This window comes from Nocardia sp. NPDC049190, from assembly GCF_040648115.1.
GTDB lineage: Bacteria > Actinomycetota > Actinomycetes > Mycobacteriales > Mycobacteriaceae > Nocardia.
Window position 1 is genome coordinate 1 of sequence record NZ_JBEZDE010000041.1, and the last position, 26,873, is coordinate 26,873.

The 26,873-nt window shown below is 66.2% G+C and carries 20 protein-coding genes and 1 pseudogene; 11 read left to right on the top strand and 10 right to left on the bottom strand.

From position 1 onward, the window contains the following. Positions 1-165: 165 nt before the first annotated feature. The 4 genes and pseudogenes from AB0B25_RS26655 to AB0B25_RS26670 form a co-directional block, all read right to left on the bottom strand. Positions 166-1,440, bottom strand: coding sequence for a HEAT repeat domain-containing protein (locus AB0B25_RS26655; RefSeq protein ID WP_357184950.1), 1,275 nt, complete (start codon positions 1,438-1,440; stop codon positions 166-168). Continuing rightward, positions 1,423-2,277 (bottom strand): annotated as a pseudogene (locus tag AB0B25_RS26660) (IS5 family transposase); the annotation flags it as partial. The pseudogene AB0B25_RS26660 and the gene AB0B25_RS26655, both read right to left, overlap by 18 nt. A 167-nt stretch (positions 2,278-2,444) precedes the next feature. Then, a complete protein-coding gene (locus AB0B25_RS26665) occupies positions 2,445-3,428 on the bottom strand; it encodes an EamA family transporter (RefSeq protein ID WP_357184832.1) in 984 nt (327 codons plus the stop codon). A 678-nt stretch (positions 3,429-4,106) separates the two neighbouring features. Continuing rightward, complete coding sequence (locus tag AB0B25_RS26670) at positions 4,107-5,258, bottom strand: TauD/TfdA family dioxygenase (protein WP_357184835.1); 1,152 nt, start codon at positions 5,256-5,258, stop codon at positions 4,107-4,109. A gap of 341 nt (positions 5,259-5,599) precedes the next feature. On the opposite strand from AB0B25_RS26670, the gene AB0B25_RS26675 reads away from it, so the two are divergent. Further along, positions 5,600-5,725, top strand: a complete 126-nt coding sequence (locus tag AB0B25_RS26675; RefSeq protein WP_357184838.1) for a hypothetical protein — start codon at positions 5,600-5,602, stop codon at positions 5,723-5,725. A gap of 880 nt (positions 5,726-6,605) precedes the next feature. Here AB0B25_RS26675 and AB0B25_RS26680 read toward each other — a convergent pair. Continuing rightward, positions 6,606-6,971, bottom strand: coding sequence for a cytochrome P450 (locus AB0B25_RS26680; RefSeq protein WP_357184841.1), 366 nt, complete (start codon positions 6,969-6,971; stop codon positions 6,606-6,608). Between AB0B25_RS26680 and AB0B25_RS26685 the strand changes: the two genes are divergently transcribed. Genes AB0B25_RS26685 through AB0B25_RS26695 form a run of 3 tightly spaced genes read left to right on the top strand, consistent with a single transcriptional unit; the run spans position 6,953 to position 11,672 of the window. After that, entirely contained in the window at positions 6,953-9,115 is a 2,163-nt protein-coding gene (locus AB0B25_RS26685; RefSeq protein WP_357184844.1) for a methyltransferase, read from the top strand. The two genes, AB0B25_RS26680 and AB0B25_RS26685, sit on opposite strands and share 19 nt — an antisense overlap. Continuing rightward, positions 9,112-10,830, top strand: a complete 1,719-nt coding sequence (locus AB0B25_RS26690; protein ID WP_357184846.1) for an SDR family NAD(P)-dependent oxidoreductase — start codon at positions 9,112-9,114, stop codon at positions 10,828-10,830. Before AB0B25_RS26685 ends, AB0B25_RS26690 begins: the two co-directional genes overlap by 4 nt. A 5-nt stretch (positions 10,831-10,835) precedes the next feature. After that, positions 10,836-11,672 carry an alpha/beta hydrolase gene (locus AB0B25_RS26695; RefSeq protein ID WP_357184953.1) on the top strand — a complete coding sequence of 279 codons (837 nt, stop codon included), beginning with the start codon at positions 10,836-10,838 and terminating at the stop codon, positions 11,670-11,672. 3 nt (positions 11,673-11,675) lie between these two features. Here the strand turns inward: AB0B25_RS26695 and AB0B25_RS26700 are convergent, their stop codons facing one another. Both AB0B25_RS26700 and AB0B25_RS26705 read right to left on the bottom strand, forming a co-directional pair. Next, complete coding sequence (locus AB0B25_RS26700; protein ID WP_357184849.1) at positions 11,676-12,497, bottom strand: MaoC/PaaZ C-terminal domain-containing protein; 822 nt, start codon at positions 12,495-12,497, stop codon at positions 11,676-11,678. Positions 12,498-12,834: 337 nt separating this feature from the next. Next, positions 12,835-13,314: a nitroreductase family deazaflavin-dependent oxidoreductase gene (locus AB0B25_RS26705; protein ID WP_357184851.1), complete on the bottom strand. Its 480-nt coding sequence runs from the start codon at positions 13,312-13,314 to the stop codon at positions 12,835-12,837. 276 nt (positions 13,315-13,590) lie between these two features. Here AB0B25_RS26705 and AB0B25_RS26710 point away from each other — a divergent pair, with 276 nt between their 5' ends. Continuing rightward, positions 13,591-15,774, top strand: coding sequence for a molybdopterin-dependent oxidoreductase (locus tag AB0B25_RS26710; RefSeq protein ID WP_357184854.1), 2,184 nt, complete (start codon positions 13,591-13,593; stop codon positions 15,772-15,774). A gap of 100 nt (positions 15,775-15,874) precedes the next feature. On the opposite strand, the gene AB0B25_RS26715 is transcribed toward AB0B25_RS26710, so the two are convergent. Further along, positions 15,875-17,668, bottom strand: a complete 1,794-nt coding sequence (locus tag AB0B25_RS26715; RefSeq protein ID WP_357184856.1) for a molybdopterin-dependent oxidoreductase — start codon at positions 17,666-17,668, stop codon at positions 15,875-15,877. A 147-nt stretch (positions 17,669-17,815) separates the two neighbouring features. Beyond that, positions 17,816-18,436, bottom strand: coding sequence for a TetR/AcrR family transcriptional regulator (locus AB0B25_RS26720; RefSeq protein WP_357184859.1), 621 nt, complete (start codon positions 18,434-18,436; stop codon positions 17,816-17,818). A 148-nt stretch (positions 18,437-18,584) separates the two neighbouring features. Here AB0B25_RS26720 and AB0B25_RS26725 point away from each other — a divergent pair, with 148 nt between their 5' ends. The 4 genes from AB0B25_RS26725 (at position 18,585) to AB0B25_RS26740 (ending at position 21,876) form a co-directional block, all read left to right on the top strand. Continuing rightward, a complete protein-coding gene (locus AB0B25_RS26725) occupies positions 18,585-19,358 on the top strand; it encodes a GMC family oxidoreductase N-terminal domain-containing protein (protein ID WP_357184861.1) in 774 nt (257 codons plus the stop codon). Continuing rightward, positions 19,359-20,162: a GMC oxidoreductase gene (locus AB0B25_RS26730; protein WP_357184865.1), complete on the top strand. Its 804-nt coding sequence runs from the start codon at positions 19,359-19,361 to the stop codon at positions 20,160-20,162. 133 nt (positions 20,163-20,295) lie between these two features. Continuing rightward, a complete protein-coding gene (gene lexA, locus AB0B25_RS26735) occupies positions 20,296-20,958 on the top strand; it encodes a transcriptional repressor LexA (RefSeq protein WP_357184869.1) in 663 nt (220 codons plus the stop codon). A 48-nt stretch (positions 20,959-21,006) separates the two neighbouring features. After that, positions 21,007-21,876: an NAD-dependent protein deacetylase gene (locus AB0B25_RS26740; protein WP_357184872.1), complete on the top strand. Its 870-nt coding sequence runs from the start codon at positions 21,007-21,009 to the stop codon at positions 21,874-21,876. A 127-nt stretch (positions 21,877-22,003) separates the two neighbouring features. Here the strand turns inward: AB0B25_RS26740 and AB0B25_RS26745 are convergent, their stop codons facing one another. Continuing rightward, positions 22,004-25,612, bottom strand: coding sequence for a CHAT domain-containing protein (locus AB0B25_RS26745; protein WP_357184874.1), 3,609 nt, complete (start codon positions 25,610-25,612; stop codon positions 22,004-22,006). Here AB0B25_RS26745 and AB0B25_RS26750 point away from each other — a divergent pair. Both AB0B25_RS26750 and AB0B25_RS26755 read left to right on the top strand, forming a co-directional pair. Further along, positions 25,606-25,962: a hypothetical protein gene (locus AB0B25_RS26750; protein ID WP_357184876.1), complete on the top strand. Its 357-nt coding sequence runs from the start codon at positions 25,606-25,608 to the stop codon at positions 25,960-25,962. The two genes, AB0B25_RS26745 and AB0B25_RS26750, sit on opposite strands and share 7 nt — an antisense overlap. Next, entirely contained in the window at positions 25,959-26,834 is an 876-nt protein-coding gene (locus tag AB0B25_RS26755; protein ID WP_357184879.1) for a hypothetical protein, read from the top strand. Before AB0B25_RS26750 ends, AB0B25_RS26755 begins: the two co-directional genes overlap by 4 nt. Positions 26,835-26,873 lie beyond the last annotated feature (39 nt).

Sequence of the window (26,873 nt, forward strand, 5' to 3'; positions counted from 1 at the left end):
TTCGGCGCTACATCATCTGGCGGAACAAGCACGTCGAGGACCAACGGCTACACGAAATCGTCAACAGGGCAAACGTAGCCTGATGCGGCACTAGTAGCGTCGCGCGACTTGTGATCTACGAAGCCAGGCAGGAGATCGACCGCGATGTCGCGATTGTTCGGATGGTCAGTCCCAGTCCCACCGGTGCCTGGTTCCGACTTCGCGCTTCTCGATGTTCTTCTCGCCGCTGGTGAGATCGGCCACGAGGTCGGCCGCAAGCTGTCTGACGTCGGCGTCGGGGTCATGTTCGACACGTGTGGCCAGATAGGTGACGGTGGGTGTGCGGTCCGCTGCGCGCTGGGCGACGTGCACAATCTCGACGAGTAGTTGTGCGCGGAGATCGGGGTCGGGATCGTCAGAGGAACGGCGGCGAATGAGGGCGGCGATATCCTCCCGGTCTGTCCAGAGGGCCAACTTTTCCCATGCCGCGCCGCGGACATTTCCGTGGGTGTCCACGACAGCGCGGTCACGCAGCAGTTCCAGGTCGGGGCCGTCGTCCTGCCAATCGAGTTCTTCGACAGCGTGGGCGCGAACCTCCCAGGACGGGTCGACCACCGCCATGCGCCGCACCATCTCCTTTGTTTCGGGATCGTCGTGACCGCTTGCGGAGAGTTTGAACATCATCGTGCGACGCTCTCGATCGTCGGGATGGTGCTCGGCAATCTCGCGCAGCAGCGCGCGGACCTCGGGGTCGTCGGTGAAATGATCGAGGAGATACACCGCGAACCGGCGACTCTTGGCAACGGGATCAGCCGCAACGTATTCCCGAAGTCCGCTGATTGCCTCGGGGTGGTGGGGCCACAGCACCCCCGAATTGCTGGGCCGCAAGGCTGTCCGCAGTGCTGCCTCGCGCACGTCCGGATCGTCGTCGGTGGTGACCCGCTCGTACAGCGCCTGAGCTATCGCAGTCGTGACTACAGTGCGGTATGTCCCCAAAGCGTCGACCGCGGCCGCACGAACCTTGGCATCGGGATCGACCACCGCCTGTAGCGCGAGAACGAACGTGCCCGGATCGGCACCGTCTTCCAGAGCGTTCATCGCCTCGTATCGCACTCCGGCCGAGCTGTCGCTCGTCAGACAATCGCGGATCGCGGCAAGCGTGTCGGGATGGTCACTCCAGAACGTTCGCAAGGTCCACAGTGCCCGCATGCGCACGCCCGGGTCCTGCGACCTCACATCCTCATGCATCCAGGACATGTTGCGCACTACCAACATGGGGAGCGGCGCGTCCAGTGGGCGGAAATCTCTATTCCACAATCCCGGTTGCGAGCACCCCGGATAGAACTGGCCGAGCATCATGCCCTCCGCCACGAATCGGTCTTTACTCAGCGAATGCACAGCGTCGATCCGGTGGTTGTCCGTCAAATCCTGAAACTTGTGTCGGAGCCATTGGTTGATCACGGCGACGTGGATCGTGGCCAGGTAGCGGACGGCGAGTTCGTCGAATCCGGTGGCCACGGCACGATGTCGTTTGAGCTGGTTGATACTTCGTTCGACCGTGTTGCGGTCGCGGTAGACGACCGCGTCGAACGCGGGTGAGCGGCCACCGGCACTGCCACGATTCCGGCGATGGGCCGCTTGGTCGGCCGGAACGGGAATCGTGGCTTTGATTCCGTGCCGGCGCAGCCAGTCTCGGTTGCGGCGGCTGGAGTACGCCTTGTCGGCGAGCTTTCCGACCTCGATCGCGTCGAGCACGGTCGTGAACAGCGGACTGTCGGCGGCCTGACCAGCGGTGACCAGTAATGCCAGCGACCGGCAGCCCTGCTCACACGCCAGATGCAGCTTGCTCGTCCACCCGCCTCGTGACCGGCCCAATCCATGATCGGCAGGCTCGGGCCCACTGTCGCCGCCCGGCGGTTCGGCCTGACCGGCACCATCGCGGCGGGCACCGGCAGCGTGCTGATGGGCCCGCACGATCGTCGAGTCCACGCTCACCTGCCACCGGATCGCGCCCGCCGCTCCAGCGAAGACCTGCAACAGTTTCCAGATCACCAGCCACACCCCGCCGCGCTGCCAGCGGCGGAACAATCCATAGATCGCCGACCAGGATCCGTACTGCGGTGGCACGTCGCGCTACGGGCAACCGACCCTCGTGGGCCACCTGATCCCGTCGATGAACTGCCGTTTGGTTCGCGCAGGCGGGCGTCCCGCCTTCTTCCCACGAGGCAGCAACGGCTCCAACCGCGCCCACTGGGCATCGGTGAGATCCGCCCGTCCCGCCACCGCTACGCTGGGCACGAGGTCTCCGGTATTCGTTCTGGCCTGGCACCGCGCAGCGGCGCCACCCCCACCTCACTTCGACACAGAACCTACTAGTGGCAGCGAGAGGACACTCGCTGCGGAGCTGCGGTAGTCGCTCGGCGGGCTATGGTCGCTAATCGTGGTGCGGGAACTGCCCCGACGATTCAGGACGCCGTCTCGGTGATATGGCGCAGCGGCGCCTCGGTCCGACGATCGCGGGTTTCGCCCTGCCGGGTCGAGCCGATGCGATCCACGGACTGCGGCGGACTCCAGGCGGCGCCGACGCATGCCACGGCCACCAAGCTGATACCCAACCACTGGGTCACCCGCAAATTCTCCCCGAGCAGTATTAAACCGATGCCCGCCGCCACCACGGGGTCCAGGCTCATCATCACACCGAACACCGCCGACGGGATCCGGCGCAGGGCCGCCAGTTCGATGGCATTCGGCACCAGAGACGATAGGACGGCGACGGCTGCGGCCCACGCGATGAATTCCGGATTCACCAGGACCGCAGCATCGTCCGCGACCACCAGCGGCAGCGCCAGGAGTCCGCTGAAGCCCATGGCCAGTGCGAGTCCGTCATTGCCAGCGGTATGTCTGCCGACCACGGCGCTGCATGCGATATAGGCGCCCCAGCCCGCCCCGGCCACGGCCGCGAACAGCACGCCGCTCCACGAAACCGGCCCTCCGCCGTCTACCAGCAGCAGCACACCCCCACCTCCGAACGCCACCCACAACGCGTCGCGCCAGCGCCGTGATCCGATCAAGGCGATCGCGAGTGGGCCGAGTAAATCGATGGTCACCGCCATACCCAGCGGAATACGGTGTAGCGCAGCATAGAAACACAGGTTCATGGCCGCCATGGCCACGCCGAGCGCGGCGATCGGCACCAGCGCCGTGCGCTCTACCCGTAGCGACGGTCGCCACAGCAGCATGGCGAATACGCCTGCCAACACGAGCCGGACACACGCCACAGTTGTTGGCGAACCGATCGAGAACAGATGCTTGGCGATGACCGCACCGAGATGGACACTGACCATGGCGACGATCACGAGCAGTGATGTGGGCACTCCGACCCGCGGCTCGGCGAAGCGCAGTGTGGCGCGTGCGCGTGCGCAGGCGTCCGGGACCGGACCGATGGCCACGTGTCGGTCCATATCGGGACGCGACTTCGGCCAATGTGGCCAACGATGCGTGCTGTGCAGGAGAATTCGGTGGTGCATTCCGCGCGATCTGCTCGAGTGGATGGGCGGCGCGGACGGATGTTTCTGCATGGAAATAAACTTTCATGACGCTCGGGCACAAAGTCCGTGTCGGCACGCTCGTAACCGCCGCCACCTCGAGGTCGTAGCGAAATGCGGCACCGGATTCGCGGCAATCGCTCGACCGAGCGGATGGCGGACTCGACCTGCACCCGGCTGCAGCCGGCCACGCATTCAGTGCTCCAGGATGTCCGGGGAGGCTCCGGGCCCAGGCATGGTCACGATCCTGACGCGCGGACGAAGACGCATGCTGATACGAGAGCGACAGAGGGCACGTGGCCGCTGTAGGGCCGATACAGTCCGCGTCATCGTTTTGCCGTCTCCAGTGAGTCAGCGGGTTCGGCTCGGGTGTGACGATCCCGCGGAAGCCGGGGCGATCTCGGATCGCTGACGTCGACGCCAAGGATGGAAGACCCGATTTGATGGTGACGGGAACTCCGTAATCGGCTCGGACGGCAAGCAGCGATGCGAGCTGATCGAGTAGTTCTGCGACGGCGGTGATCCGGTCGGTATTCCATGGCCGCTGCCGAGGATGTAGTGATGTCGATCAACTCGATCGGTTCACTCGCCAGCACGAGGGTGTGGGACTGTACGAACTTGTTCCTGAGTACCGCGCTCGGCCTGCAATGCTCGTGCCGCCCGAAACGGCGCGACGATACATTGACCATAACCATTCTCGCTGGCCTCCTCGTTCCGCCGCTGTCGTTCCGGAAGCCAAATGTTCACTCGTTTCAGCCACCGATCAGTGCCGTCGTACCGCGGGGTGAACGGCACCCGGCCGTGCACTGCGACGTCGTTGTCCAACAGCAGCACTTCGCCCGGCGCGAGCACAGCGGTCACGCAGACACGCTCGAACTCAGCGGTGAGCCGGTCGTATGCCGCACGGAATTCGGGGTCGGCCTCTGCGAGGGGGGTGTACGCGGGGTCGTAGCGCACCGTCTGTTCGGTGGCGTCGGTCGCGGTCCAGAGAGTGGGAACAGTTGGCGCCGAGTGTCCGGTCAGGTCGGCGCCGTAGGACACGTCCGGCAGGATCGGCAGGGTGGGCGTGCTCAGCTGAATGCGGTCCCGAGAGGAGAGCGCGACGCGGCGTACCGAGGACGCCGTGGTGCCGACCGAGTCCGCGTTGCGCAGGCAGCCCAGCAGCAGCAAGTGTGACCGCCTGGGATGGAATGCGTCTTCGGTGTGCGGACTCAGCAGTACTTTGCTGCTCGCGCCGGATTGTTCGTACTCGTGGCCGAGCGCTGGGATGATGTTGTTGACGAGCCGGCCGTCCTGTTGACCGTCCCAGCCGAACGGCTCGCCCGCGCTGCGCGCGAGCAGCAGCATGACGAGGTCGAGTTCGAACGAGTGCGCGCGCCACACCGGATCGCCGCTCCAGACCGCAGCGTCCCGCCAGCTCGGTGGCGTGGGCCCGATTTCATTGTCTGCCAGCGGAAGACGGCTGACGATGGTGGCTCCCGCCGCGGTGGCGGGCGGACGCATCACATGGCGTACCTCGGCGGGCAGTTCCGCGACGCGGGTGTCGATCTGGTCGATGAGCACCGGATCCGTGAGGGTGCGCGCCGCGGCGGCCGGATCGACGATCGCGGCATCGAGTAAGGCGCATATCTCTCTGGCGAGCGAGCGGACTGCCTGGCCTGCGCCGACGGACAGTTCACGTCTTTCGATATCTTGTTGGTGCTGTGTCTCATTTTCGGAAAGAACAATCTCCATCGGAAAAACTCCTGCTTCACATTTATTCGAAATGCATGTGCGTAATACGTGCGTGAGCAGAACGAAAATGCTTCCATATACGCGCTGCCATGCGGCTGTGCGGATTTATATTTCGCAGATGCTGTTGATCTGTCTACCGGCGGGGGAGCAAGATTTCCCGGTGGGCGGGCACTGGCGATTCTGATGACAGAAGAATTGTGTTTGCGGTTCTGGGTTGTGCCGTCTGTGGGATGCGATCGTCGCAAGTCGTTTGCATTGTGGATATGGGGGAAATGCCTACGATATGCCCCCCGGTCACAGCGGCGGGATGTCGCGATCGTGGACACACCAGCTGCAGTCGGGTGAGTGCGGTCGGCGTGGTCGCTGAGGTCGGTGAGTATCAGACGGAGCGGATGGCGATCGCGTCGGTAGCGGACAAGCTCGGGATCGGTTCGACGGAATCCTGCGAACTGGATCCGGTGGGGTGAGACGGGGCGCGTCTAGCGAGCCGCGGCACCGCACGCGGACATACCGGATCGCGACTGGACCGCGGCTTCGAGTATTTGTCCATGTCAGCGATGGCTATCGCGCTGTACGCACGACGATCGGCCCCGGCGAGTTCGGCAGAGAAGACCTGCCGAATCGGATTCAGGGGCCGACTTCGTGCACCGCGGCATCGGCGCGTACTCCGAGGGCCGCCGGCAGGACCATCCGGCATACGGGCATATTCGACAGGTGTCCGTGCAATGTGATCACGGCGTTCGCTGCGGCTCGCCGACATTCCTGGACAAGGTCGGCGAACGCCGGGGGAAGAGTCCCAGTCAGAGGTGCCGGCTCGTAGAACACGGTGCCCAGCTCGTAGCCGAGCGACTCTGCAGCGGTCCGTAGTAGGTCTTCACTCGACTTTCGGTCGTGTGCCCGGAGCAAGTCATCTCGCAAGTATCCGTATGCAAGAGGCAATAGTTCGGTCATCGGATATACCGTTTCCTGATTCGATGTGCATGTCGACGGTCCCCGTCGCCGTTAGTACTCGGATACCCGTCGGGTATGGAGAACTTTCGGGTCGGAACTACGACCCCACCGAGCATCGTTGCTCGACCTCGACTTCACTCCGTTGTGCGTCGCAGGGGTCGCGATCGTCCTTGGCGGGTATCGTCTTGCGGTTGACGCTCCCTTCCGGAGTCGACATATGTGTCCTCCCGCGCTTCCGATTCTCGTCGGAGAGGTCGTGTGCTCACATGGGGGAAATGCCTACATCGGACTTTCGATCGACGCGTCAGTTCTGGGGAGCTGACGCCGAGGCGTGTCCAGCAGTACTGGTCCGAGGGCAGGCATGGGGAGCGTTCGTGGCAAGATCGCGCGGTACGCCTAGCGGCAGCGGACCGGCAGGTGTTGCGGGCCGCGGATGACCCGGGACGGGCAGTAGCGTGCCGGACCGGTCACGCTGATTCGGGGAAACCGCTCGAACAGTGCGCGCAATGCGATCTGGCCTTCCAAGCGGGCCAGTCCGGCGCCGATGCAGTAGTGCACGCCGGTGGCGAACGATATGTGGTCGCGTGCGTTCGTTCGGCCGAGATCGAATCGTTCCGGTTCGGAGAATACCGAAGGGTCGCGGTTGGCGGCGGCCAACAGCGTGACCACCGGAGTCTTTTTACGCAGCTCCTGACCTGCCAGCTGGGTCGTCTCCCTGGCCACCCGCACGCTGTATTGCGCGGGTGCCTCGAGTCGTAGCACTTCCTCGACGACTTGTCTGGCCAGGTCGGGATTCGGAGGGTGATGCCGAGCGCAGCGCGGTCACCCTTGGGCCCGCCGAGCTGGCCGGGGAGCTCGAACCCCTCCGCCGCCAGGTCGCCGATCGCCTGGACCGACGGGTCTACGCCGGCGCGTATCAGCGGGATGTGCGTCGACTGTGTACCGCGTACGTGGCCGAATGCCTCCGGGAGTTCGCGCCGGGCGCCGAGTTCGCGGTGGACGAGATCCCCTCGCTGCTGCCCCGATACCACCGCGCGTTTCAGGGCCTGCTGCGGCTTCTGGTCGCCGACGGTGCGATGAGCGAGCACGGCGACCGTTACCGGAGGGAACGAACCGACGAATCCGATCCGGAAACGTTGTGGGCCGAACTGTTCACCCGGCATCCTTCGTGCGCCTGGGAGCTGTTGCTGCTGCATCGCACCGGTGCTCGGCTGCATGACGTGCTGACCGGCGCGGTCGATCCCCTGGAACTGCTGTTCCCGGCCGGGTCCTCCGCCGAGGCCGAGCCCATTTACCACACCTCGCCGGTGGCCCGCTTCTACAACGTGCTTGCCAAACACGTCCTCCAGCGAGTCGCCGAGGCCGCGGACCGGCGACGAACGCTTCGTGTGCTGGAAGTTGGCGGTGGGACGGGCGGGTTGACTGCGAGCCAGCTTCCAGCGCTCTGCGAGCAACAGTGCGAGTACGTATTCACCGATGTATCGCCTGTGTTCGTCGCGGCCGCGCGGGAACGGTTTTGGGACTACGATTTCGTCGACTATCGTGTGCTGGACCTCGTACACGACCTGCAGACACAGGATTTCGCCTCGGGCTCGTTCGACGTAGTCGTGGCGTCCGACGTCGTGCATGCCACCGCCGATGCCAAGAAGTCCCTGCTCTACCTGCAAGAAATGCTCGCTCCGGGTGGTCTGCTGCTGTTGATCGAGGCAGCCCCCGACACCCCGTGGCTCGATCTCACCTTCGGCCTCACCGCGGGCTGGTGGTCCTTCCGCGACCTGCGGCTGCGCCCGGACGGTCCGCTACTGTCGGCGCAGGAATGGCAGGACCTGTTGCGCTCGCTGGACTTCGACGATGTCGCTGCGCTCGGGGATCCCGATCACCTCGGTTCCGGTTCGCAATCGATTCTCCTGGCTCGCGCTCCGGAGGCAGAGCCGACCGGTGGTCCCGGTGGCGCAGCGGCCGATGGTTTCGGCGATTGGCTGATCCTGGACGGCGACGATCCGCTCGGTGCGGAACTGGCCGCGCGGATCGGCGCGCACGGTGGCCGCGCCACCCTCATGAGCAACCGTGCCGAGCGTGATCTCGAGGCCTTGGAGCCGGAAGGGATCATCGATCTGCGTGGCGCGCGTGGTCTGCCGCTGGAGCGGGCCCTGACCGAATTGTCACTCGGAGTGATCGACCTGCTCCAGCGTGTGTGCCGTAAAGAGTCCCAACACTGGCCTCGGCTGTATGTACTGACTCGCGGAGCGCATTCTTTCCGCAACAACGAGATCGACCTGTCCGCGTCGGCGGTGTGGGGTCTGGGCGCCGTGGTCGGGCTCGAACTGCCACAGCTGCGCTATACCGCCATCGACCTGGATCCGACGCCCGGCCCGGGCGAATCGGACGCGGTCTGGGCGGAGTTGCGTACCGACGACAACGAACGGGAGATCGCACTGCGCGCGGGTGAGCGGTTCGTGCGCAGGCTCGTTCCGCGATCGTCGGATCCCGAGACCATCCCGGCGCGGGATCTTCCGCCCGGCACCGCATTCGCGCTGACCACGGAAGTTCCCGGGTCATTGGACGAAGTGCGATACCGCGTGTGCAAGCGCGTCGCGCCCGCAGCCGGCGAGGTGGAGATCGAGATCGCCGCTGCCGGCGTGAACTTCCTCGACGTGATGATCGCCCTCGGTCAGGTGCCGCCGCTGGAATCGGCGGGCGGGTGCCGTTTCGGCGCGGAATGCGCGGGCATCGTCGCACGGGTCGGCGCCGGTGTCAGCGGGATTGCCGTCGGCGACGCGGTGGTGGCCGTCAACGCGGCGCAGGGCACATTGGCGAGCCATCTCACCGTGGCCGCCACCGCTGTGGTGGCGAAGCCGGCGAACCTGAGTTTCGAGGAGGCGGCCGGACTTCCCATCGTTTCTTGACCGCGTGGCATGCTCTGCACAAGCTCGCTCGGCTCACCGCCGGCGAGCGAGTGTTGATTCACGCCGCCGCGGGAGGGACCGGTCTGGCGGCGGTGCAGATCGCCTGTGCGGCAGGTGCGGAGGTATTCGCCACTGCCGGTAGTCCGGAGAAGCGGGCGCTGTTGCGCAGACTCGGCGTGCGGCATGTCTTCGACTCGCGGGCATTGGACTTCGCGGACGAGATCCTCGTGGCCACCGATGGCGCCGGGGTCGACGTGGTGCTGAACTCGATCGCGGGCGAATCCGCGAGCCGCAGCATCGCCTGTCTCGCACCGTATGGTCGCTTTGTCGAACTCGGCAAACGTGATCTATTGCAGGACAACAAGCTGGGCTTGCGGCCTTTCTTGCGCAACCTCGCGTATTTCAGCTTCGATTTGCGACAACTGCTGGTGGACCGGCCGGCCGCCGTGCACGCGGAGTTCGAGGCGCTGATGGCACGGTTCGCTTCGGGGGAACTGCACCCGCTGCCCTATCGGGTTTTCCACCCGGCTCAGGCGGAAGCGGCTTTCCGGCATCTGGCGGCCGCGCGGCATATCGGCAAGCTGGTGCTGGCGATGGACGAGCGTGAAGTGCCTGTCGTGCTCGCTCCGGAACCTCCGTCCACCGAGGGAACGTGGCCGATCACCGGCGGCCTCGGCGGCGTGGGGTCGGCCATGGCCGATCGTCTGGTCGACGCCGGAGTGCGTCACCTCGTGTTGGTCGGTCGTTCCGGCGCGTCCAGCGAGGTGGCCGCGTCCAGAGTGGCGGAGCTTCGCCTGCGCGGCGTGCAGGTCGTCGCCGAAGCGGTGGACATCGCTTCCCGCGCCGCGGTGGCCGCGCTGCTCAGCAGGATCGAAGATGAGCTGCCGCCGCTGCGTGGGGTGCTGCACTGCGCCATGGTTCTCGATGACGCGTTGATCACCGATATGGACCGGGACCGGGTGACGAACGTCGTGGCGCCCAAGGCTTTCGGCGCATGGTATCTGCACGAGCTGACCGCGCGCCTGCCGCTGGAGGCGTTTGTCCTGTTCTCTTCCGCGACCTCCATGGTCGGCAACCGCGGCCAGGCCAACTATGCCGTGGCCAACGCGTTCCTCGACCATCTGGCCCAGGTCAGGCTGGCCGCCGGGCAGCGGGTACTGACCGTCAACTGGGGTGCTTTCTCGGATGTCGGATATGTGGCCAGGCATGACGCCGTGGGCCGCCGCGTGGCGACCACCGGAATGGAGTCCTTCACCTCCGCCGAGGCGTTCGAGGCGCTGCGCGCGCTCTGGGGTGACCGCCTTCCACAGGTCGGTGTACTGCCGATGGATTGGCCGCAGTTCTTCCGCCAGCACGGTCTCGAACCGGAGGCGCAGCCGCGCTATGAACATCTGTCCACCGCGGGCTCGGAGCACGTGGACGTGGTCGACTCGGGCAGCCCGCTACGCCAGCAACTGAGCATTCAGCCACCGGAGGCGCGCAGCGGACTGATCACCGCGGCGTTGAAGGTCCGTTTGGCGGGGGTGCTCGGTATTCCGCTGGATTCCCTGGACGAGAACATGCCGCTGATGGATTATCTGGACTCACTGCTCGCGGTCGAGGTCAGTGCGTGGCTGGAGCGGGAGCTGGGTATCAAGGTCACCATCATGGAACTGATGAAGGGGCCAAGCGTGGTGCAACTGACTGCCCAGATCCTGGCTCAGCTGGACCGGTGACAACCATGGACGACGTCGCGTTTCGGCTGCCCCGCGCTGGAGTCACGGTGCGCGGGAAACGATCTCGGGTGGCGGGCGGACTGCCGACACTGTGCCTGCACGGTTTGCTGGACAACTGCGCGAGCTTCGACCTGCTCGCGCGACGACTCCCGGATCTGGACCTGATCGCGGTCGACCTGCCGGGGCATGGCCTTTCCGATCCCATTCCGTCGGCCACCTGCCACTATTTCGACTACGTGGCGTGTGTTCTGGAACTCGCGCAAACCCAGGGCTGGCAACGCTTCCAGTTGGTCGGCCATTCGCTCGGTGGTGCGTTGTCGTCCCTGGTGGCGGGCATTCACCCGGACAAGATCGAACGGCTCGTCCTCATCGACGCGATCGGGCCGCTGTCGGTCGTTCCGGAACAGGCTGTGTCCGGTCTCGCGCGGTATCTGGACACCTACCTTCGCGGCGATGAGCATCCCGTGTACCGCAGTCGGATCCAGGCGGTCAAGGCTCGTGTCCAATTGGCGGACATTCTGTGGGAAACTGCCGAAGCCTTGGTCGAACGCGACTTGCGGGAGGTGCACGGTGGCTACTCGTGGCGACACGATGTGCGGCTCAACCGTGGCGTCACCGCGACCTTCCATGAGGAGCAAGTACTGGCCTTCCTGCAGAACATCACCGCGCCGACCCTGTTGGTGACAGCGGAACGAACCGCGTTGCAAGAGGCCTTCTACCCGCAGCGGATCAACAGCGTGCCGAAGCTGCGGCAACTCACGCTGCCGGGCGGCCACCACCTGCACATGGAGAACGCCGACGCGGTGGCGGACGCGATCGGTGCCTTTCTGGCGACGGGTTGACGCTCAACCGATCGTCAATGTGCCCGACAGCACCGGCTTTTCGGCTCTTTCCAGGACGGAGGTGACGAAACGGCACGCGCTGTCGTCCGCCCACATCCGGGTGCGCAATGTCTCACCGGGGAACACGACGCCCAGGAAGCGGGCCGAGTACCTGCGCACCCGGCCCGGGTCGGCCTGCGCCAACGTCTCGAGCACCGTCGCGCAGACCATGGCGTAGGTGCACGCACCTTGCAGGATGGGCATCGGAAATCCGGCGGCTTCGGCGAAAGCGGGATCGGTGTGCACGTTGTTGCGCATGGAGTTTCCGCGACCACACCGTTGGTATCGGAGTGCCTGCTGTGGCGTGGTCGGCAGGTCCGAGCAGGTGTCCGGTCGGCGATCCGGCGTCGGCGCGGTTGCGGCGCCGGGTGGTCCACCACAGCCACCCTCGCCGCGGGCGTGAATGCGTGACACCCCGGTGATCAAGGGATGCCCGTCGGGGTCGGCGAGCGTGGTGTGCTGGACCAGCACCGCCGCCGTGCCGAGGTCCTCGACCTCGACGATCTCGCTACGAGAACTTGCCCTTCCCGCAACGGGGATCCGTCGGTGCACCACGATGTCCTGTTCCCGGTGCAGCAAGGTGGCGAGGTTCAGCCGGACACCGGGAAAACGCACCTCGGGCGGCTCGGGTCGGTAGAACTCCGGCGAGGCGACGCCGAACATTCCGGGTGCGGTCATCGCGAATGTCGGCAGCGCGATGTCGAGTTCGTGATTCCACCCCACTGCGCGGTGGTATCGGTGGACATCCGAGTCGGCCCAGTGGAAATCCTGTTCCGGCACGCTCACGCCGATCGCTGTATCTCGAAGTTTCGGCATAGTCAGCGCCACCGCCAAGGGCGCGCGCAGCGCTGGGGCCGGCCGCGCACGAAGCAACTGCGGGGCGGTTCGGTGCAAGCCTGCAGGCGGGAGGATGCGGGTGCGTTGACGATGTCGTCACCGTATCGGACAAAACTGGCTGCCCGCCGGTTGCTGGCTATCCATCCGTGGGGATCGAACGCGTCGTCCGGCTGGTTCGGCGGAGTGGAACGCAGATCCCGTTCCACTCGACCGCGGTCGGCTTCATCGCACCCGCCGAAACTCTGCCGCGCCCGTTCCCACGATGTCGAGCTCGCCGACGTCGTCACTAGGGGAGACGGTGCAGCTGGAAGATCCGGAACCGACGTCCGCCCGACAACTCGTGCTCCATGGCGTAACCAGGCCAGAACTCGAGCGCCAGGTCCCAGGCGCGTTTGCGGTCGACACCGGTGATCTCGGTGACCGAAACTGGGAAACGCTCGCCACGATGGCGCACTGTCGCACCGTTGGCGGCGCGCATATTCGTCGACCACACCGGGTGCTTCGGGCGGCCCCAGTTGGAGCCCAGAATCAGGAAGTCGTCGCCATGCGGGACATACAACAGCGATGTCGTGCGCGGAATGCCTGTCTTCCATCCCGGGACCGTGACCTGCACCGACGGCAACCCGGCCAGGTCCAGAACCCCCATCTGGCCGCCGCTCACCCGCCGGATCAGCCGCTCCAGCGGAAACACCACCGGCGCCGCGCGCATCGCCCAGCGCTGCTGGGCCAGCCGACGGGAGAGTGAAGGGAGCGGATTCGACACCATGCTCGAATACTGGCACGTCGCTGGTCTCGAGCTGAATCGATGAGCTGGGACCGAGTGGCATCTCACATCCTGCCGCCGTCCCGTGCTGCCTTGCGATCGCGGTCCTGGAACAAACCGGTTGTCCGTCGACCGTGTGTCCATCCGCGACCCGGTGCGGTGTCGGCCGGTTACGGTGGGGTTTGTGACCACGCATCTGACTCATTGGGGCGCGTTCGAAGCCGCAAGCGACGGGAACGGCTGACGTCGGTGCGGCCGTGGGGCGGGGATCCGGAACCGATGCCACTGATCGAGAACGTCGCTTCCGCGCAGCATCATGTGACCAGAATCGATCAGCCGTATGTTCGTCGGGGATGGTTGGAGAACGGGCCCGGCGCGGCTCCTCGGGGAGCGGAGCCGTTCGTCCCTGTGTCGTGGGAACGGGCGTTGAAACTGCTGTCCGGTGAGCTCGGGCGGGTATACCAGCAGCATGGCGCGGAGGCGGTGTACGGCGGCTCCTACGGGTGGGCCAGCGCGGGGAGGTTTCATCACGCGCAGAGCCAGTTGCATCGGTTCCTCAACTGTCTCGGCGGCTACGTACGCCATGTCAACAGCTACAGCCTCGGCGTATCGGCGGTGCTGCTGCCGCACGTGATCGGTGATATGGACTGGGTGATGCGGCACGCGACGGCGAAGACGGTGCTGGCCGCACACTCCGAGTTGGTCGTCGCGTTCGGCGGCTTGTCGCCGAAGAACGCGGCCGTGTCACCGGGTGGGGTGTCTCGGCACAATGCGCGGACCTGGATCGCCCGGGCCCGCGCGCGGGGTTGCCGGTTCGTGTCGATCAGTCCGCTGCGCGACGACACCCCGTCCGAGGCTGCGGCCGAGTGGATCGCCCCGTTGCCCGGCAGTGATGCGGCGATGATGCTGGCGCTGGCGCAGGTGCTGGATGCGGAAGGTTTGGCGGACAAGGACTTTCTGCGCGAGTACACCGTCGGCTACGACCGCTTCGCCGAGTACCTGCGTGGTGCGACGGACGGCGTCACGAAGGATCCGGAATGGGCCGCCGCGATCACCGGCGTGCCCGCCGACCGCGTCCGGACGCTGGCGCGCGAGATGGCCGCCGCGCGGACGTTGGTGACGGTGAGCTGGTCGCTGCAGCGCGCACAGTACGGTGAGCAGCCACTGTGGTTGGGTGTGGTGCTCGCGGCGATGCTGGGTCAGATCGGGCTGCCCGGTGGTGGTTTCGGGCACGGTTACGGGTCGACCGCCGACCTCGGTGAACCGGCGCGCATTCCGGTGCCGCGATTGCCGCAGGGACGCAACGGTGTCGAGACCTTCATCCCGGTCGCGCGGATCGCCGACATGCTGCTGAATCCCGGTGTGTCCTACCGGTACAACGGCCAGAATTTGGTGTACCCCGATATCCGGCTCGTGTACTGGTGCGGCGGAAACCCGTTTCATCACCATCAGGATCTCGCGCGGTTGCGTCAGGCTTTCGCCTGTCCGGACACGGTGGTGGTGCACGATGCGTTCTGGACGGCCACCGCGCGGCACGCCGACATCGTGCTGCCGTCGACCATGTCCATCGAGCGGGACGACTTCGGTGTGGGGGAGGGAGACCGGATGTTCTTCCCGATGCGGGCGCTCACCCGGCCGCACGGTGCGGCGCGCGATGACCACTGGATGTTTGCCGAGCTGGCCGGGCGACTCGGCGTCGGCAAGGAATTCACCGAAGGTCGCACCGTGGACGAGTGGTTGCGTCACCTGTATGAGGATTGGCGGCTCGTCCAGTCCGCCGCGGGGCACGACCTGCCCGGTTTCGATCTGTTCTGGGCGAGTGAGAGCATCGAGCTTCCGGTGCCCGAACCCGATCAGGTGCTGGCCGCGCAGTTCCGCGGTGACCCGGACCGCTTCCCGCTCACGACGCCGAGCGGGAAGATCGAGATCTTTTCCGAGACCATCGACGGTTTCGGGTACCCGGACTGCCCGGGTCACCCGGTGTGGCTGGAGCCCGAGGAGTGGCTGGGCGGTATGGCCGCGACACAATTCCCGCTGCAGTTGGTGGCGAACCAGCCGCGCACCAAGCTGCACAGCCAGCTCGATGTCGGCACGCACAGTCAGTCGGCGAAAATCGGTGGGCGTGAACCGGTTCGGTTACATCCGTCGGACGCTGCGGCGCGTGGCCTGAATGGTGGTGAGATCGTCCGGATCTTCAATGATCGCGGCAGCTGCCTGGCCGGGCTCATCATCGATGACGCGGTGCGGGTGGGCGTCGCCCAGCTGTCCACCGGCGCGTGGTATGACCCGGACCCGGCAGATCCGACGTTCTGCCGTCACGGCAATCCGAACGCGCTGACCGCGGACCGACCCGCATCCACGCTGAGCCAGGGCTGTACCGGCCAGCTCGCCTTGGTGCAGATCGAAAGGTATTCGGGTGTGGTGGCCGATGTGACGGTTCGCCGCCCGCCTGCGACGAGCTAGCGGTGTAGGACCACTCCGGCCATCATGGTGCTACTTTGCGGATCGTGGATCAGTGGCCGGTAGTCAGGTCGAGTCACTGATGAATCGTGACGTGTCGCATCTAGAGTGACTGTCGGTAGCCGTAATACTCGTGGTCTTCGTTGTAGCCGCCGTGCCCACCACCGACTTCCGAGAAATGGGTGACGAATTCGATCGCCGCGACCCACTTGACATGCTTGAAGCCGTGCTGCAGTTCGTTTCGCAGGCGCAACGGCGCACCGTGCCCGAAGGTCAGCGGCGCACCGTTCATGTCATAGGCGAGCATCGTCAGGTGGTGAGTCATCTGTTCGATCGCGTGCGCGTCGTAGTACGTGCCGCCGTCGGAGCCTTCGGCGAGAGAGTAGAAGATCACCCATTCGGCCTTCGGGAGTGGCTCGACGAGGTCGAGGATGGTCTGCATCGAGACCCCGCCCCAGGTGGCCACTCCGGACCAGCCCTGGATACAGAAGTGCTGGGTGGTTTGTCGGTGGTACGGCAGCGCACGCAACTGTTCGAGAGATAGTTCGACGGGATTCGCCACCTGACCGCAGATGCGCAATCGGTAGTCGATGAACCCGGTCTCGGACATTCGCTTGTACTCGTCGCTGTCCGGGTAGGTGCCGTTGTGCCACAGGTACGGTGAGATGTCCTTGTCGGTGTATGCGCCCGGTTTCGGGTCGGCGTACTCGAACAGGCGTTGCAGCGGTCCGATCAGGGCGTACCCGACGCGTTGGACGGTCCGCGGATGGCGGAAAGTGAAGGGTGTGGCAGCCACCCAGCCGACCACGACGACAGCCATCGCCACGGTGAAAACTGCGAAGCCGATCCAGCTTTCGTCGTCGCGGCCGGCAAACATGTGGTTGAGATTGCGCAGCGCGCCGGTGGTCACGACGAACGTGACGTGGATGGCGATGAACAGCAAAAACCAGAGCATCACCAGGAAATGCAGGGAACGTACGAGCTGGATGTTCAGCGGTTTGCTGATCCAGGTGAATCGGGTCGACAGGGCTGGTGACATACCGAGGCCGGTGAGGATCGCCAGGGGCGCGGCGACGAAGACGGTCAGGAAGTAGGCCAGTAGCTGCAGGCTGTTGTAGGCCACCCAGCCGTTGCCGGTGGGCCAGTCGAGCGACAGGTAACGGATCAGTACCGTCACGGCATTCGGGAAGACATCCCAGCTGGTGGGGACGAGGTGTCGCCACTGGCCGGTGGTGAAAAGCAGGATGTAGAAGATCGCGCCGTTGATCACCCAGAGGACGTCGGCGCCGAGATGCCACCACCTGGCCAGACCGATCGAGTGTCTGATTCCGGGCAGTCCGACGTGCCGCGGCAGCCCTACGGAATCCTCCTTCGCGGTCCACAGCGGGTCGGATGGGACGCGATGCTGAACGCGTAGCCATTCGGTTCCCGGGGTGCAGTCTCTGCTGAAATACAACCGTGGGTGATCGACGAATATCTGGATCCCCGATCGGAGGATGAAGATCATCAGAAAGAGATTGAAGAAATGTTGCCAGTCGACCCAGGCGGGAATGCCCGGACTCGGGTCGATGCCGTCCGGGATCCGCGTCCCGGGATAGCGCGCCATGAAATCCTGGATGGCCGGGACGTTGTGCGCGCCCTTGGCGACCGCGATCGCGGTGATCAGTGCGAAGAATCCGATCGGAAGCAACCAGAGCACGTTGAACCATCGGTCCCGGCCGGCTCTCAGTCGTGGTGCGATACCTCCGGTGTGGGGTATCCGGCCGGCCCATGTGGCTGGGTTGACGACGTCTTCGCCCGGCCGGAGCCGGGCGCGGTAGGTCGACACCGAGGTGTTGTCCATCCCCTGAGCCGGTGTGGAGGCAACTGGTGGGGTAGGTCGATCGACGGTCCCCATTCCTCGAGGTTAACCGCGCGCCAACTTCTCGACCACGCTCGAGCGACCGACCGCGATCGATCGACGCATTCCGGGCGGAAGCAGTTCCGTGGTCAGGCCGCCACCGGATCGACCGGCAGCGGTCGATGCGGTGACATCATTTCGCGCTCAGGTCGGTGGACGGCCGGAACTCATGCGCTGAGCGACGGCATCGAACATCAGCATCACCAGGTCCACCACAGTGCTGCGGGTCAGCCCCTGCTCGCCGTCCATCCACGCAAGCAATAGTTCGTCGGCGGCCGCCACTATCGCGAGCCCGAGCAGATGCGTGTCGGTCTTGCTCCGAGTCGAATTCGGGGGCAATAGGTCGGCGACCAGTTGGGCAAGCCGGTGTAGTCCCGCTTGGCGTTGCTGACGGGAAACCGGTCCGCCGCTGAGGATCTCGCGTAGTTTGACGCGGGCCCGACCGGGATTCCCGTCGAGTGAGCGTGTGAGCGTGTCGATCATGGCGCGAGCGCCCTCGGACGCCCCACTCGCGTTCGCGATCGCCGCGCGGCAGGCCACAACCTCTTCATCGATCAGCCGCGTGTAGACAGCGGCCAGTAACGAGTCGAGATCTGCGAAGCTTTCTCCGAAGTAACGGTCCCGCAACGCGGATCTCTGCAGCACGGAGCGTATCGACGTGGCGGCGAAACCGCGTTCGCCGAACAGTTCGGAGCCCGCATCAATCAGTCGCGTTCGTCGTTCGGCAGCGCGTTCGGCCGCCGTCTTGCCGTCGTAGTCCCTCATAGTCGCTTCCATTGCCCATCGCCACGGGTTGCTTCTCATGCGGAAGTGTATCCATACGGTTTCACTATCTGGAGACAACTATCATCTGATAGTATCTGTCCCCAGATAAGCTTATCGTGCGGGCATGACTCCAACACCATTGACTCCAATGACCGAGAATTTCGACTACATCATCGTGGGCGCGGGCAGTGCCGGCTGTGTGCTGGCAATCCGGCTCACCGAGGACCCCGCGACACGAGTGCTCCTCTTGGAGGCCGGACCGCCCGACAGTCTGGCGACCATCCGAGTGCCGGCGCTGTTCAGCGCGCTTTCCGGTTCAGAGATCGACTGGAACTATCAACTCGAGGAACAGGCCCACTATCAAGGCTCGACCACGTTCCCGCGAGGCAAAGCGCTCGGCGGTTCATCCTCGATCAACCTCATGATCTACATCCGTGGACACCGCACCGACTTCGACCGGTGGAGCGCGCTGGGCAATGCCGGATGGGACTACGACAGCGTGCTGCCGTATTTCATCAAAGCCGAGCAGAACAGCCGCCTCGGCGACCCATACCATGGCAGCGACGGGCCGGTACACGTCGAGGATCGCTTGTTCACCCACGAGTTGTCGCATGCCTGGGTGGACGCAGCCGCCCAGTGGGGATTGGCTCGCAACGACGACTTCAACGGGGCGTCGCAACTCGGCGTCGGCGCCTATCAGGTCAACTGCCACCATGGCCGTCGTTGGTCGTGCGCCGATGCGTATCTACGTCCGGCGATGCGGCGGCCCAATCTCGTCGTGCGCGTCGCGGCCCAGGTGACCCGGGTCCTTCTCGACGGCAACCGGGCGATCGGCGTCGACTATGTCGAGCAGGGCGTCGAGCGAACCGCACGGTCGGAGGTAGAGATCCTGCTCAGCGGTGGCGTCATCAACTCCCCGTAGTTGCTTCTGCTGTCGGGGATCGGTCCGGCCGACCAGTTGCGTGCGCTGGATATCGACGTCGTCGCCGACCTACCCGGCGTGGGCGAGAACCTGCACGACCACACGGTGGTGCCGCTGGTGTGGGCGACCGAGCACTCCACGGATCTGCTCGAAATGGCCGGCCCGGAGAACATGACGCGCTGGCAGAGCGGTGCCGGCGGCCCCTTCGCCTCCAACGGCGGTGAGGTCGGAGGTTTCCTGTCGACCGAGGGCGGTGAGGTGCCGAACGTCCAATTCATCGGCGGCCCCACCGCGTTCGTCGATCATGGGCGCACCAGCCCGCCGCTGCCGAACTTCACCATGCTCACCGCGTCCACGCAGCCGCGCAGCCGCGGCCGGTTATGGCTGAGATCGGCCGACCCGCTGACCCATCCCCACATCGATCCGGCGTACTTCTCCTGCCCGGAGGACCTCTCGGATATCGAAGCAGGACTGCGCGGGATCGCTGAGCAAAGCCCGATCGTCGAGTATCTGAGCGGCTTGAACCTGCCGGCTCAAACAACCCTGGACGGCGCAGCCCTTGCCGACCATGCGAAACGATGGTCGCAGACGGAGTACCACGCGGTCGGAACATGCGCGATGGGCGTCGACGAACGCGCTGTCGTCGATCTGCACCTGAAGGTGCACGGCACAGATGGACTACGCGTCGTCGACGCGTCCGTGATGCCGACCATCGTCTGCGGCAACACCAATGGGGCCACCGTGATGCTTGCGGAAAAGGCCGCCGACCTCATCACAACCGGGTCCGGCGCGTCGTTGTCCTGAACTCGTCGCACACGGCGGGGCGTCGCCGCACGACACTGTGCGACCACGAGTGATGTGGATTCGCGGTCGTGCCGGGGCAGGTCGGCGTGGCCCGTAGGCACGGCTCGGTGGCCGCCGCCTCTACCATTCCGGGGTGACCGGATACGACCGGCTCGACACGTTCGAGCACCTCGACACCTCGACACTGCCGCCACGGCAGCAGCGGATTCTCGAAACGATTCGGGACTGGGTGGTCCGGTACGGGTATCCGCCGAACACCCGCGAGATCGGCGACGCAGTGGGATTGCGGTCATCGTCGTCGGTGTCCAAGCATTTGAAGAGTCTGGAGGAGCGCGGATTTCTGCGCCGCAGCGAGTCACTGTCGCGTGCGATCGATGTGCGGATGTTCCTGTCGACCACGGTCGGTCGGGAAACCGCCGACGATACGGTCGCGGTGCCGGTGGTCGGCGACATCGCGGCGGGCACGCCGATCCTGGCCGAGGAGCATACCGACGACTCGATGAGGCTTCCCCGGGAGCTGGTCGGGCGCGGCACCGTGTTCGGGCTGCGTGTGCGTGGCGATTCGATGGTCGACGCGGCCATCTGTGATGGTGACATCGTGGTGATCCGCCAGCAGCACGAAGCGCATTCCGGGGAGATCGTCGCGGCGATGATCGACGGGGAAGCGACGGTGAAAGTGTATCGGCGGCGCAACGGGCATGTATATCTGGAGCCGCGCAACCCCGCCTACGACGTGATCGACGGTGACGAGGCGGTTGTCCTCGGGAAGGTCGTCTCGGTGATGCGTCGCATGTGACCCGGCCTCGGCAGCTGTTCGCCGTGGCGTCGTCGTACCCTGAACCGCATGTCGGACGTCGCGCGGGAATATCCCGGCGCCGAGTTCGAGCGGCTGGTGGAGCTGCTCGACGGGCGCCGGGTCGTTGCGCTGACCGGTGCGGGGATTTCGACCGACAGCGGAATTCCGGACTACCGGGGTCCGTCCTCGCCACCGCGCAACCCGATGACATACCAGCAATTCGTCGGTGACGCGGCGTTCCGGCAGCGGTACTGGGCGCGCAACCATGTCGGATGGCGCCGGATGGACGGCTCGTGGCCGAATCCGGGCCATCGCGCGCTGGCCCGGCTGGAGCACTCAGGCGTCGTCACGGGGCTGATCACCCAGAATGTGGACCTGTTGCACACGAAGGCAGGTCACCGCCGGGTGATCGATCTGCACGGCACGTACGCGCGCGTGTGCTGCCTGGGCTGCGGGGCGCTGATCTCGCGGCTGGCGCTGGCCGAGCGGCTGGAGGCGACCAATCCCGGATTCGCGGCGGCAGCGATCACCAAGGGGCTCGAGGTCGCCCCTGACGCCGACGCGGTGATCGCCGACACCGACGGTTTCCGGATGGTGGACTGCGAGCGTTGCGGTGGGATGCTCAAGCCCGACATCGTGTACTTCGGTGAGAACGTGCCGAAAGACCGCGTTGCCGCGGCCTACGAGCTCGTCGACAATGCGGACGCACTGCTGGTCGCCGGGTCATCGCTGACGGTGATGTCGGGGTTGCGATTCGTGCGCCACGCTGCCGCGCACCGCCGCCCGGTGGTGATCGTCAACCGGGGCCGCACCCGCGGTGACGAGTTCGCCGCGCTCACCGTCGACGCCGGATGCTCGCCAGTACTGACCGCGCTGGCCGACCATGTCGGTGAAAGTCGCGTTCTGGCAACGGGATAGCGTCGATCGGTTCGAGTCTGGCCTCGGGAAACGGATCGGGGACGTGATGTCAATGGTTGTGGCTGTCGCTATCTCGCGCCGGACGCGCCGGTGGGTGGTCGCGGGGGGCAGACCAACCGTAGGCAACTCAATCGCCGACGTGCACGTGGGCGGCCCACCTGGTCGGCACGGCCGGATAGGTGTCGCGCATGTGGCGCAGCGTAGCGGTGAGTGCGGTGGCGGCCTGGGCCGTGTCGGCGGGGTGGGTGCCATGCGCGGTGAGCGCCGCGTAGACCGCCTCGGCGGTCTCGGTGCTGTCGGCAGTGTGCCACAGTGTGCCGATGACGCCGCGGAAGCCGGCGAGATGGAACGCCGACGCCAGGTTGAGCGGCTCGTCCAACAGTGCCGGGTCAGGGCCTGCGGTGTCGCATGCGGAAAGAAACGCGAGTTGTGCCTGCGTGGTGCGCAGATCGTGCACGAACGAGGGGACGAACAGCGAATCGCTGAGCATGAGCCCGCCCTGGTCGGGGTGCTCGGCCGAGCTGACCGCCCGGCTGTGGCAGGCGAAGTGGGCGATCGCGTGCTCGTGCAGGCCTTGCTTGATGGCGTCGGGGTCGGCGGCGGAGTCGATGAGCAGGGTGGAGCCGGGCAGCAGCCTGGCCACCGTCTCGGCCTCGGAGCGGGCGCTCGGCAGGACGAGCACGCCTTTCCGCTCGCCGACGCCGACGACCAGCGCGGTGTGGCGGGTGTGCTGCGGGCGAGGGGTGGTCGATGTGTCGGCGAGCGCGGTCAGCGACGGTGTGTACGAGGAGACGACCTTGTCGAATACGGTCTGCCCCGTACCGTCACGGTGTTTTCCCGCGGCGTGTAGTGGCAGCTGAGCTGTGATTCCGATCGGGCACCACCACAGCCGCGAGGTCGTGACCCGGTCCAGCACCGGCCCGGCTGTGCTGTCCCACAGCCATTCCAGCACGGCGTGCACGTCCAGTTGGGCTTGTTCGCGCCGGTCGAACGAGCACGCTGGGTCCTTGACGTCGGCGAGCGCCGCCCGCAGCCGCTTGATCTGGGCGCGCGCCGTGGTCTCGGTCATCTCCCGCAGCGGCACCGCCTCGACGGGTTGCGCGTAGTCGGCGGGAACCACGAGCGCCGTGCCCGCGGCACTGACGATGACCACGGTGTGCCCGGCCGTGCGCGTACGCAAGACGTCGAGATTCGGTGGCGTCAGCAGATCTTCGAACCCCGGCACTGCCCGCGTCTCGGTGAGTAGCCGGTCCCGCCGTGCCGCGAGCAGCCGGATCTGTTCGACGGCCCGTGGTCGCGGGTCCCAGTCTCGGGTGGAGATCCGGCCGTCGAACTCCACCTCGAGGTGAAATGTGAGGTCGGCGTAGGTGTCGGCATCAGCCAACTTGCGCTCGACCTGGCTGAGTTCCTCGGCCAGTTGCGGCTGTGTACGGCGCAGTCGTGCCCAGCCGCGGCGGATACCCCACGCGTCACCGAACAACACGCCCCGGCACTGTTCGACCAACTCCAGTGCCCGGTCGAGCTGGCCCGAACGCGCACCGGCCTCGACCACCCGGTCGGCGAGGCCGTCCAACTGCCGCACCGCCGCCAACCTGCGGGATTGAGGCAGCGCCCGGCTGACCGTCGCGGGGATGGCGGCGATGACGCGTGCTTGCGCGTCCAGCCACGTCGCCGGGTCGGCCTCGGCATGCATCACGGCCTGGGCCTGTTCACAGATCATCCGGTGCTGCGCGCTGGCGGCCGGGTGCGCGGAGACCGCCTGGTAGTAGGTGATCGCGAGCTGGCGCAGCTGGTCGGCACGCGTCCCGCCGAACCCGGCGAGTTCACGCGCCGAGCGCGCCAGGGCGATCGCCCGCAACGGCCACCAGTGATGGCTCTGCGGCGTCTGATCGACGGCCTTCTGCGCGAGCTCGAGCGAGTCGTCCAACGCGTCCAGATCACCGCATTGCCGGTATCGGTGATAGAGCAGGTCGGCGATGGTGCTCTCGATCCGTGGAACGTCGGGGTGATCGAGACCCATCAGCGTCAGTGCGGCTCGGTAGGCGTATTCGGCCTCGCGGAACGGTTCGGCGTCCGTCACGTTCGTCTCGGCCGCCTGCGTCTGTAGGGCGGCGGCGTAGTTGTAGAGCATGCCGATCCGGCGTACGTCGTCGGCGGGGATGGTGGCCACGGCCGACGCGCCCGCCTCGACAGCTGTGGTGAACATGCTGTGATCACCGGCCTGGGCCACCTTCTGGGCCGCCCTCGACAGCGTCGACCAGCGCAACGGGAGGTTCGAGTCACCGGGTGGGGTCAGTGCGACAGCTTCCTCCGCGACGGCGACGGCCTCCTGGCCTGCTGCGGGGTTGTCGCCGAACTGGAACTGCGCGATCAGCGCGGACGCGAGTGTGCTGAGCCGGAGTGCGCGCTGGCCATCGTCCGCGGGCGAAACATCCACCGCGGCGCGTGCGGCATCGACGGCCTGCTTCGCCTCGTCACGGGAGCCGGTCCATCGGGCGGCGGTCGTCGCGGAGTTGGCGAGTGCATTCAGCAGCCGCGCTCGGCCTGCGTCGTCCGGTGACGTGGTGAGCAGCGCTTCGATCACCGTGTCGTAGGCGAGCATGCTCGCCTCGGTGTCGCCGCCGATCTCGCCGAGGTCGCTGTGTGCGTGGTAGAGGTCCAGTAGCGCGGCCGGCCTGCCATCGTGGTCCAGTGGTAGCCCGATGGCCAGCACCCACGCCTGGTCACGTCGCCGCTCGAGCACCTCGAGCGTGACCTGCTGTCGATGCAGGCTCTCGACCAGGTCGTACTGTGCCTGCAGCGCGCGGCGATCGCGATGGCAGGTCAGCAGGAATCGCGTTGTTTCGGGACCGATCCGGTCGCTCACCTCTCGCTCGAGTTGACGGAACTCGGGCACGGTAGCCGTGTCGCCGAAGTCCCGCTGCAGCGCGTCGACAAGGTCGCGGCAGGTGACCAACGCGCCGGCCAGGTGTATGGGCGTTGCAGTGTCGGTATAGAGATCGGACTGGTACTGGGCGAGTTCGATCACGACGTCGCGCCACACCGGGCGTTCCCGCAGTGCCAGCTGGGCAGCGGCCCGGTAGTCGGCGAGGATCCGCCCCGGCCGCCTGCCCGCGTTCAGCTGTGCTCGGGCGTGGTCGACCAGCCGGCGGGCGCGCTGTGGATCGTCGCGGGGTGTGCGGGTGATCATCCAGTCGAGCCCGTTGAGGACGATCTCGCGGTAGGTGTCCGTGCCGTCGTGCTCGTCGATCATGAGCAGCAACGTGGCGTGGTCGGCAGTGAGCGCGGCCGTCATTCGGTCATCGTCCAGCGCATTCATCAACGCCGTGTAGGCGTTCGCGAACGCTACCAGCGTCGCGCGGTCCGGGCAGTCCTCGAACTCCTGGCGTGCCTCGTCCAGCGCCTGGTACTGCGGCATGGCGGTGACTCGCGCGACCGCGAAATCACCGGGCCCGCCGGTGATGGCGGCTGCGATCTCCCGGTCGACCAGGCCGGTGAACCCGCTCTGTGCCTGGAACCGGAGCCAGTGCGCCCGAGCGAGGTGCGGCAGCAGGTGCGGAGGGCACTGCGCCGGTGGCGGCAGACCGGCCGAGAGTAGCGTGGCGATGTCACCGGTGTACTCGAAATCCTCGACTACCAACCGGACGTCGTCGTACACGCCTAGCCCCCAATCCCGTTCGGTCCACGGTAGCGTGATCGGTAACGCGGAGAAGGAGATTCGGAGTCGGCATGACACCAACGACCGGTCCTCGGGTCGAAGTCCTTTGCTTGCAGGCGGGAGAAGCGCTGGCCGAACGCGCTTCTCGCTACGGTGTCGCGGACGTGTTGGCCAGAATCGTCGCGGCGGTCGAGCGCGGCGAAGTGTCCGAGGCGGACCTCGACCTACTCGACAGCGCCTTCGCCCAGCACGGCATCGACAACCTGACCCGGACCCACCGAGGCTTCGAGCCGTGGAAGGGTGCCCGCAGCGTCGTGGCCACCGCATGGGTGTGCCCCGCGAGTGCGTGCCCACGCGCTGCGACCGAGATGCGTCCGTTCTGCCGGCTCACCGGGCAGCCGTTCCGCGAGACCAGGATCGACCTGTGACCGCGTTTCTCACCGAACTCGGCAAGAACATGGCCACCCGATGGGCTTCCGCGCTCGCGCTGCCCGCCGCGGTGTTCGTGGCCGTTGCGCTGGTGGCGGTCACGCTCGGGCCATCACACGCACTCGATGTCGAACTGTTGCGGACGCGGGTGACGGCGGTGTCGAGCGGGCCCGCGCTGGTGTGGGCCGCGGCGGCGTTGCTCGCCGCGACCGCCGTGGTGGGGCTGGCAGTCACCGCGCTCGGTGGCGTCGTGATCTTCGCGTGGGGAGTGACCGGCACGGGTGTCGGTCGGCCGTTCGTCGCGCTACGCCACCGTCGTTGGCGACGTGCGGCGGCGAAAGCGGACGTCGCGGTCAAGGCGGTACTGGCCGACCGATCGGACCGTCGAGCCAAACGTCAGGCGCGTCGGGCCGTGCTGCGGCGCGACGCGATCTCCCAGATCGAACCGCAATGCCCGACGTGGGCGGGCGACCGGTTGCGGGCCGTGGACGAGCGGGTCGGCCGTGGCACGGGACTCGACCTGACCACGACGTGGCCACGGCTGTGGCTGATGCTGCCCGATGCGGCGCGGACCGAGGTGGCAACGGTCCAGGAGCGGTGTGGCGCCGCCGCCCGTACCCCGGTGTGGGGCTTGGCCTATCTGATGGTCGGTGTGTACTGGTGGCCGGCGCTTGTGCCGGGTGTGTGTGCGTTTCTGGTGTCACGCCATCGGATTCGCCGCGCGGTGGGGGTGTACGCCGACCTCGTGGAGGCGTCGGTCGACCTGTATGCCAGGGACGTCGCCAACCAGATCGGGTTCGAGTTGACAGGTAGGTTGACGCCGTCGATCGGCGAGCAGTTGACCGAGGTGCTGCAAAAACGGCTCAGCTAGTGTCCCGCACCAGGAATTCGTTGAGTAATTCGGGGCCGG

What these genes read in the sequence shown, in the direction of transcription:
- AB0B25_RS26725 (WP_357184861.1), top strand. Translation starts at nt 18,585, where the DNA reads ATGACCGAGAATTTCGACTACATCATCGTGGGCGCGGGCAGTGCCGGC.
- AB0B25_RS26750 (WP_357184876.1), top strand. Translation starts at nt 25,606, where the DNA reads ATGACACCAACGACCGGTCCTCGGGTCGAAGTCCTTTGCTTGCAGGCG.
- AB0B25_RS26695 (WP_357184953.1), top strand. Translation starts at nt 10,836, where the DNA reads ATGGACGACGTCGCGTTTCGGCTGCCCCGCGCTGGAGTCACGGTGCGC.
- AB0B25_RS26740 (WP_357184872.1), top strand. Translation starts at nt 21,007, where the DNA reads ATGTCGGACGTCGCGCGGGAATATCCCGGCGCCGAGTTCGAGCGGCTG.
- AB0B25_RS26710 (WP_357184854.1), top strand. Translation starts at nt 13,591, where the DNA reads ATGCCACTGATCGAGAACGTCGCTTCCGCGCAGCATCATGTGACCAGA.
- AB0B25_RS26705 (WP_357184851.1), bottom strand. Translation starts at nt 13,314, where the DNA reads ATGGTGTCGAATCCGCTCCCTTCACTCTCCCGTCGGCTGGCCCAGCAG.
- AB0B25_RS26670 (WP_357184835.1), bottom strand. Translation starts at nt 5,258, where the DNA reads ATGGAGATTGTTCTTTCCGAAAATGAGACACAGCACCAACAAGATATC.
- AB0B25_RS26720 (WP_357184859.1), bottom strand. Translation starts at nt 18,436, where the DNA reads ATGAGGGACTACGACGGCAAGACGGCGGCCGAACGCGCTGCCGAACGA.
- AB0B25_RS26715 (WP_357184856.1), bottom strand. Translation starts at nt 17,668, where the DNA reads ATGGGGACCGTCGATCGACCTACCCCACCAGTTGCCTCCACACCGGCT.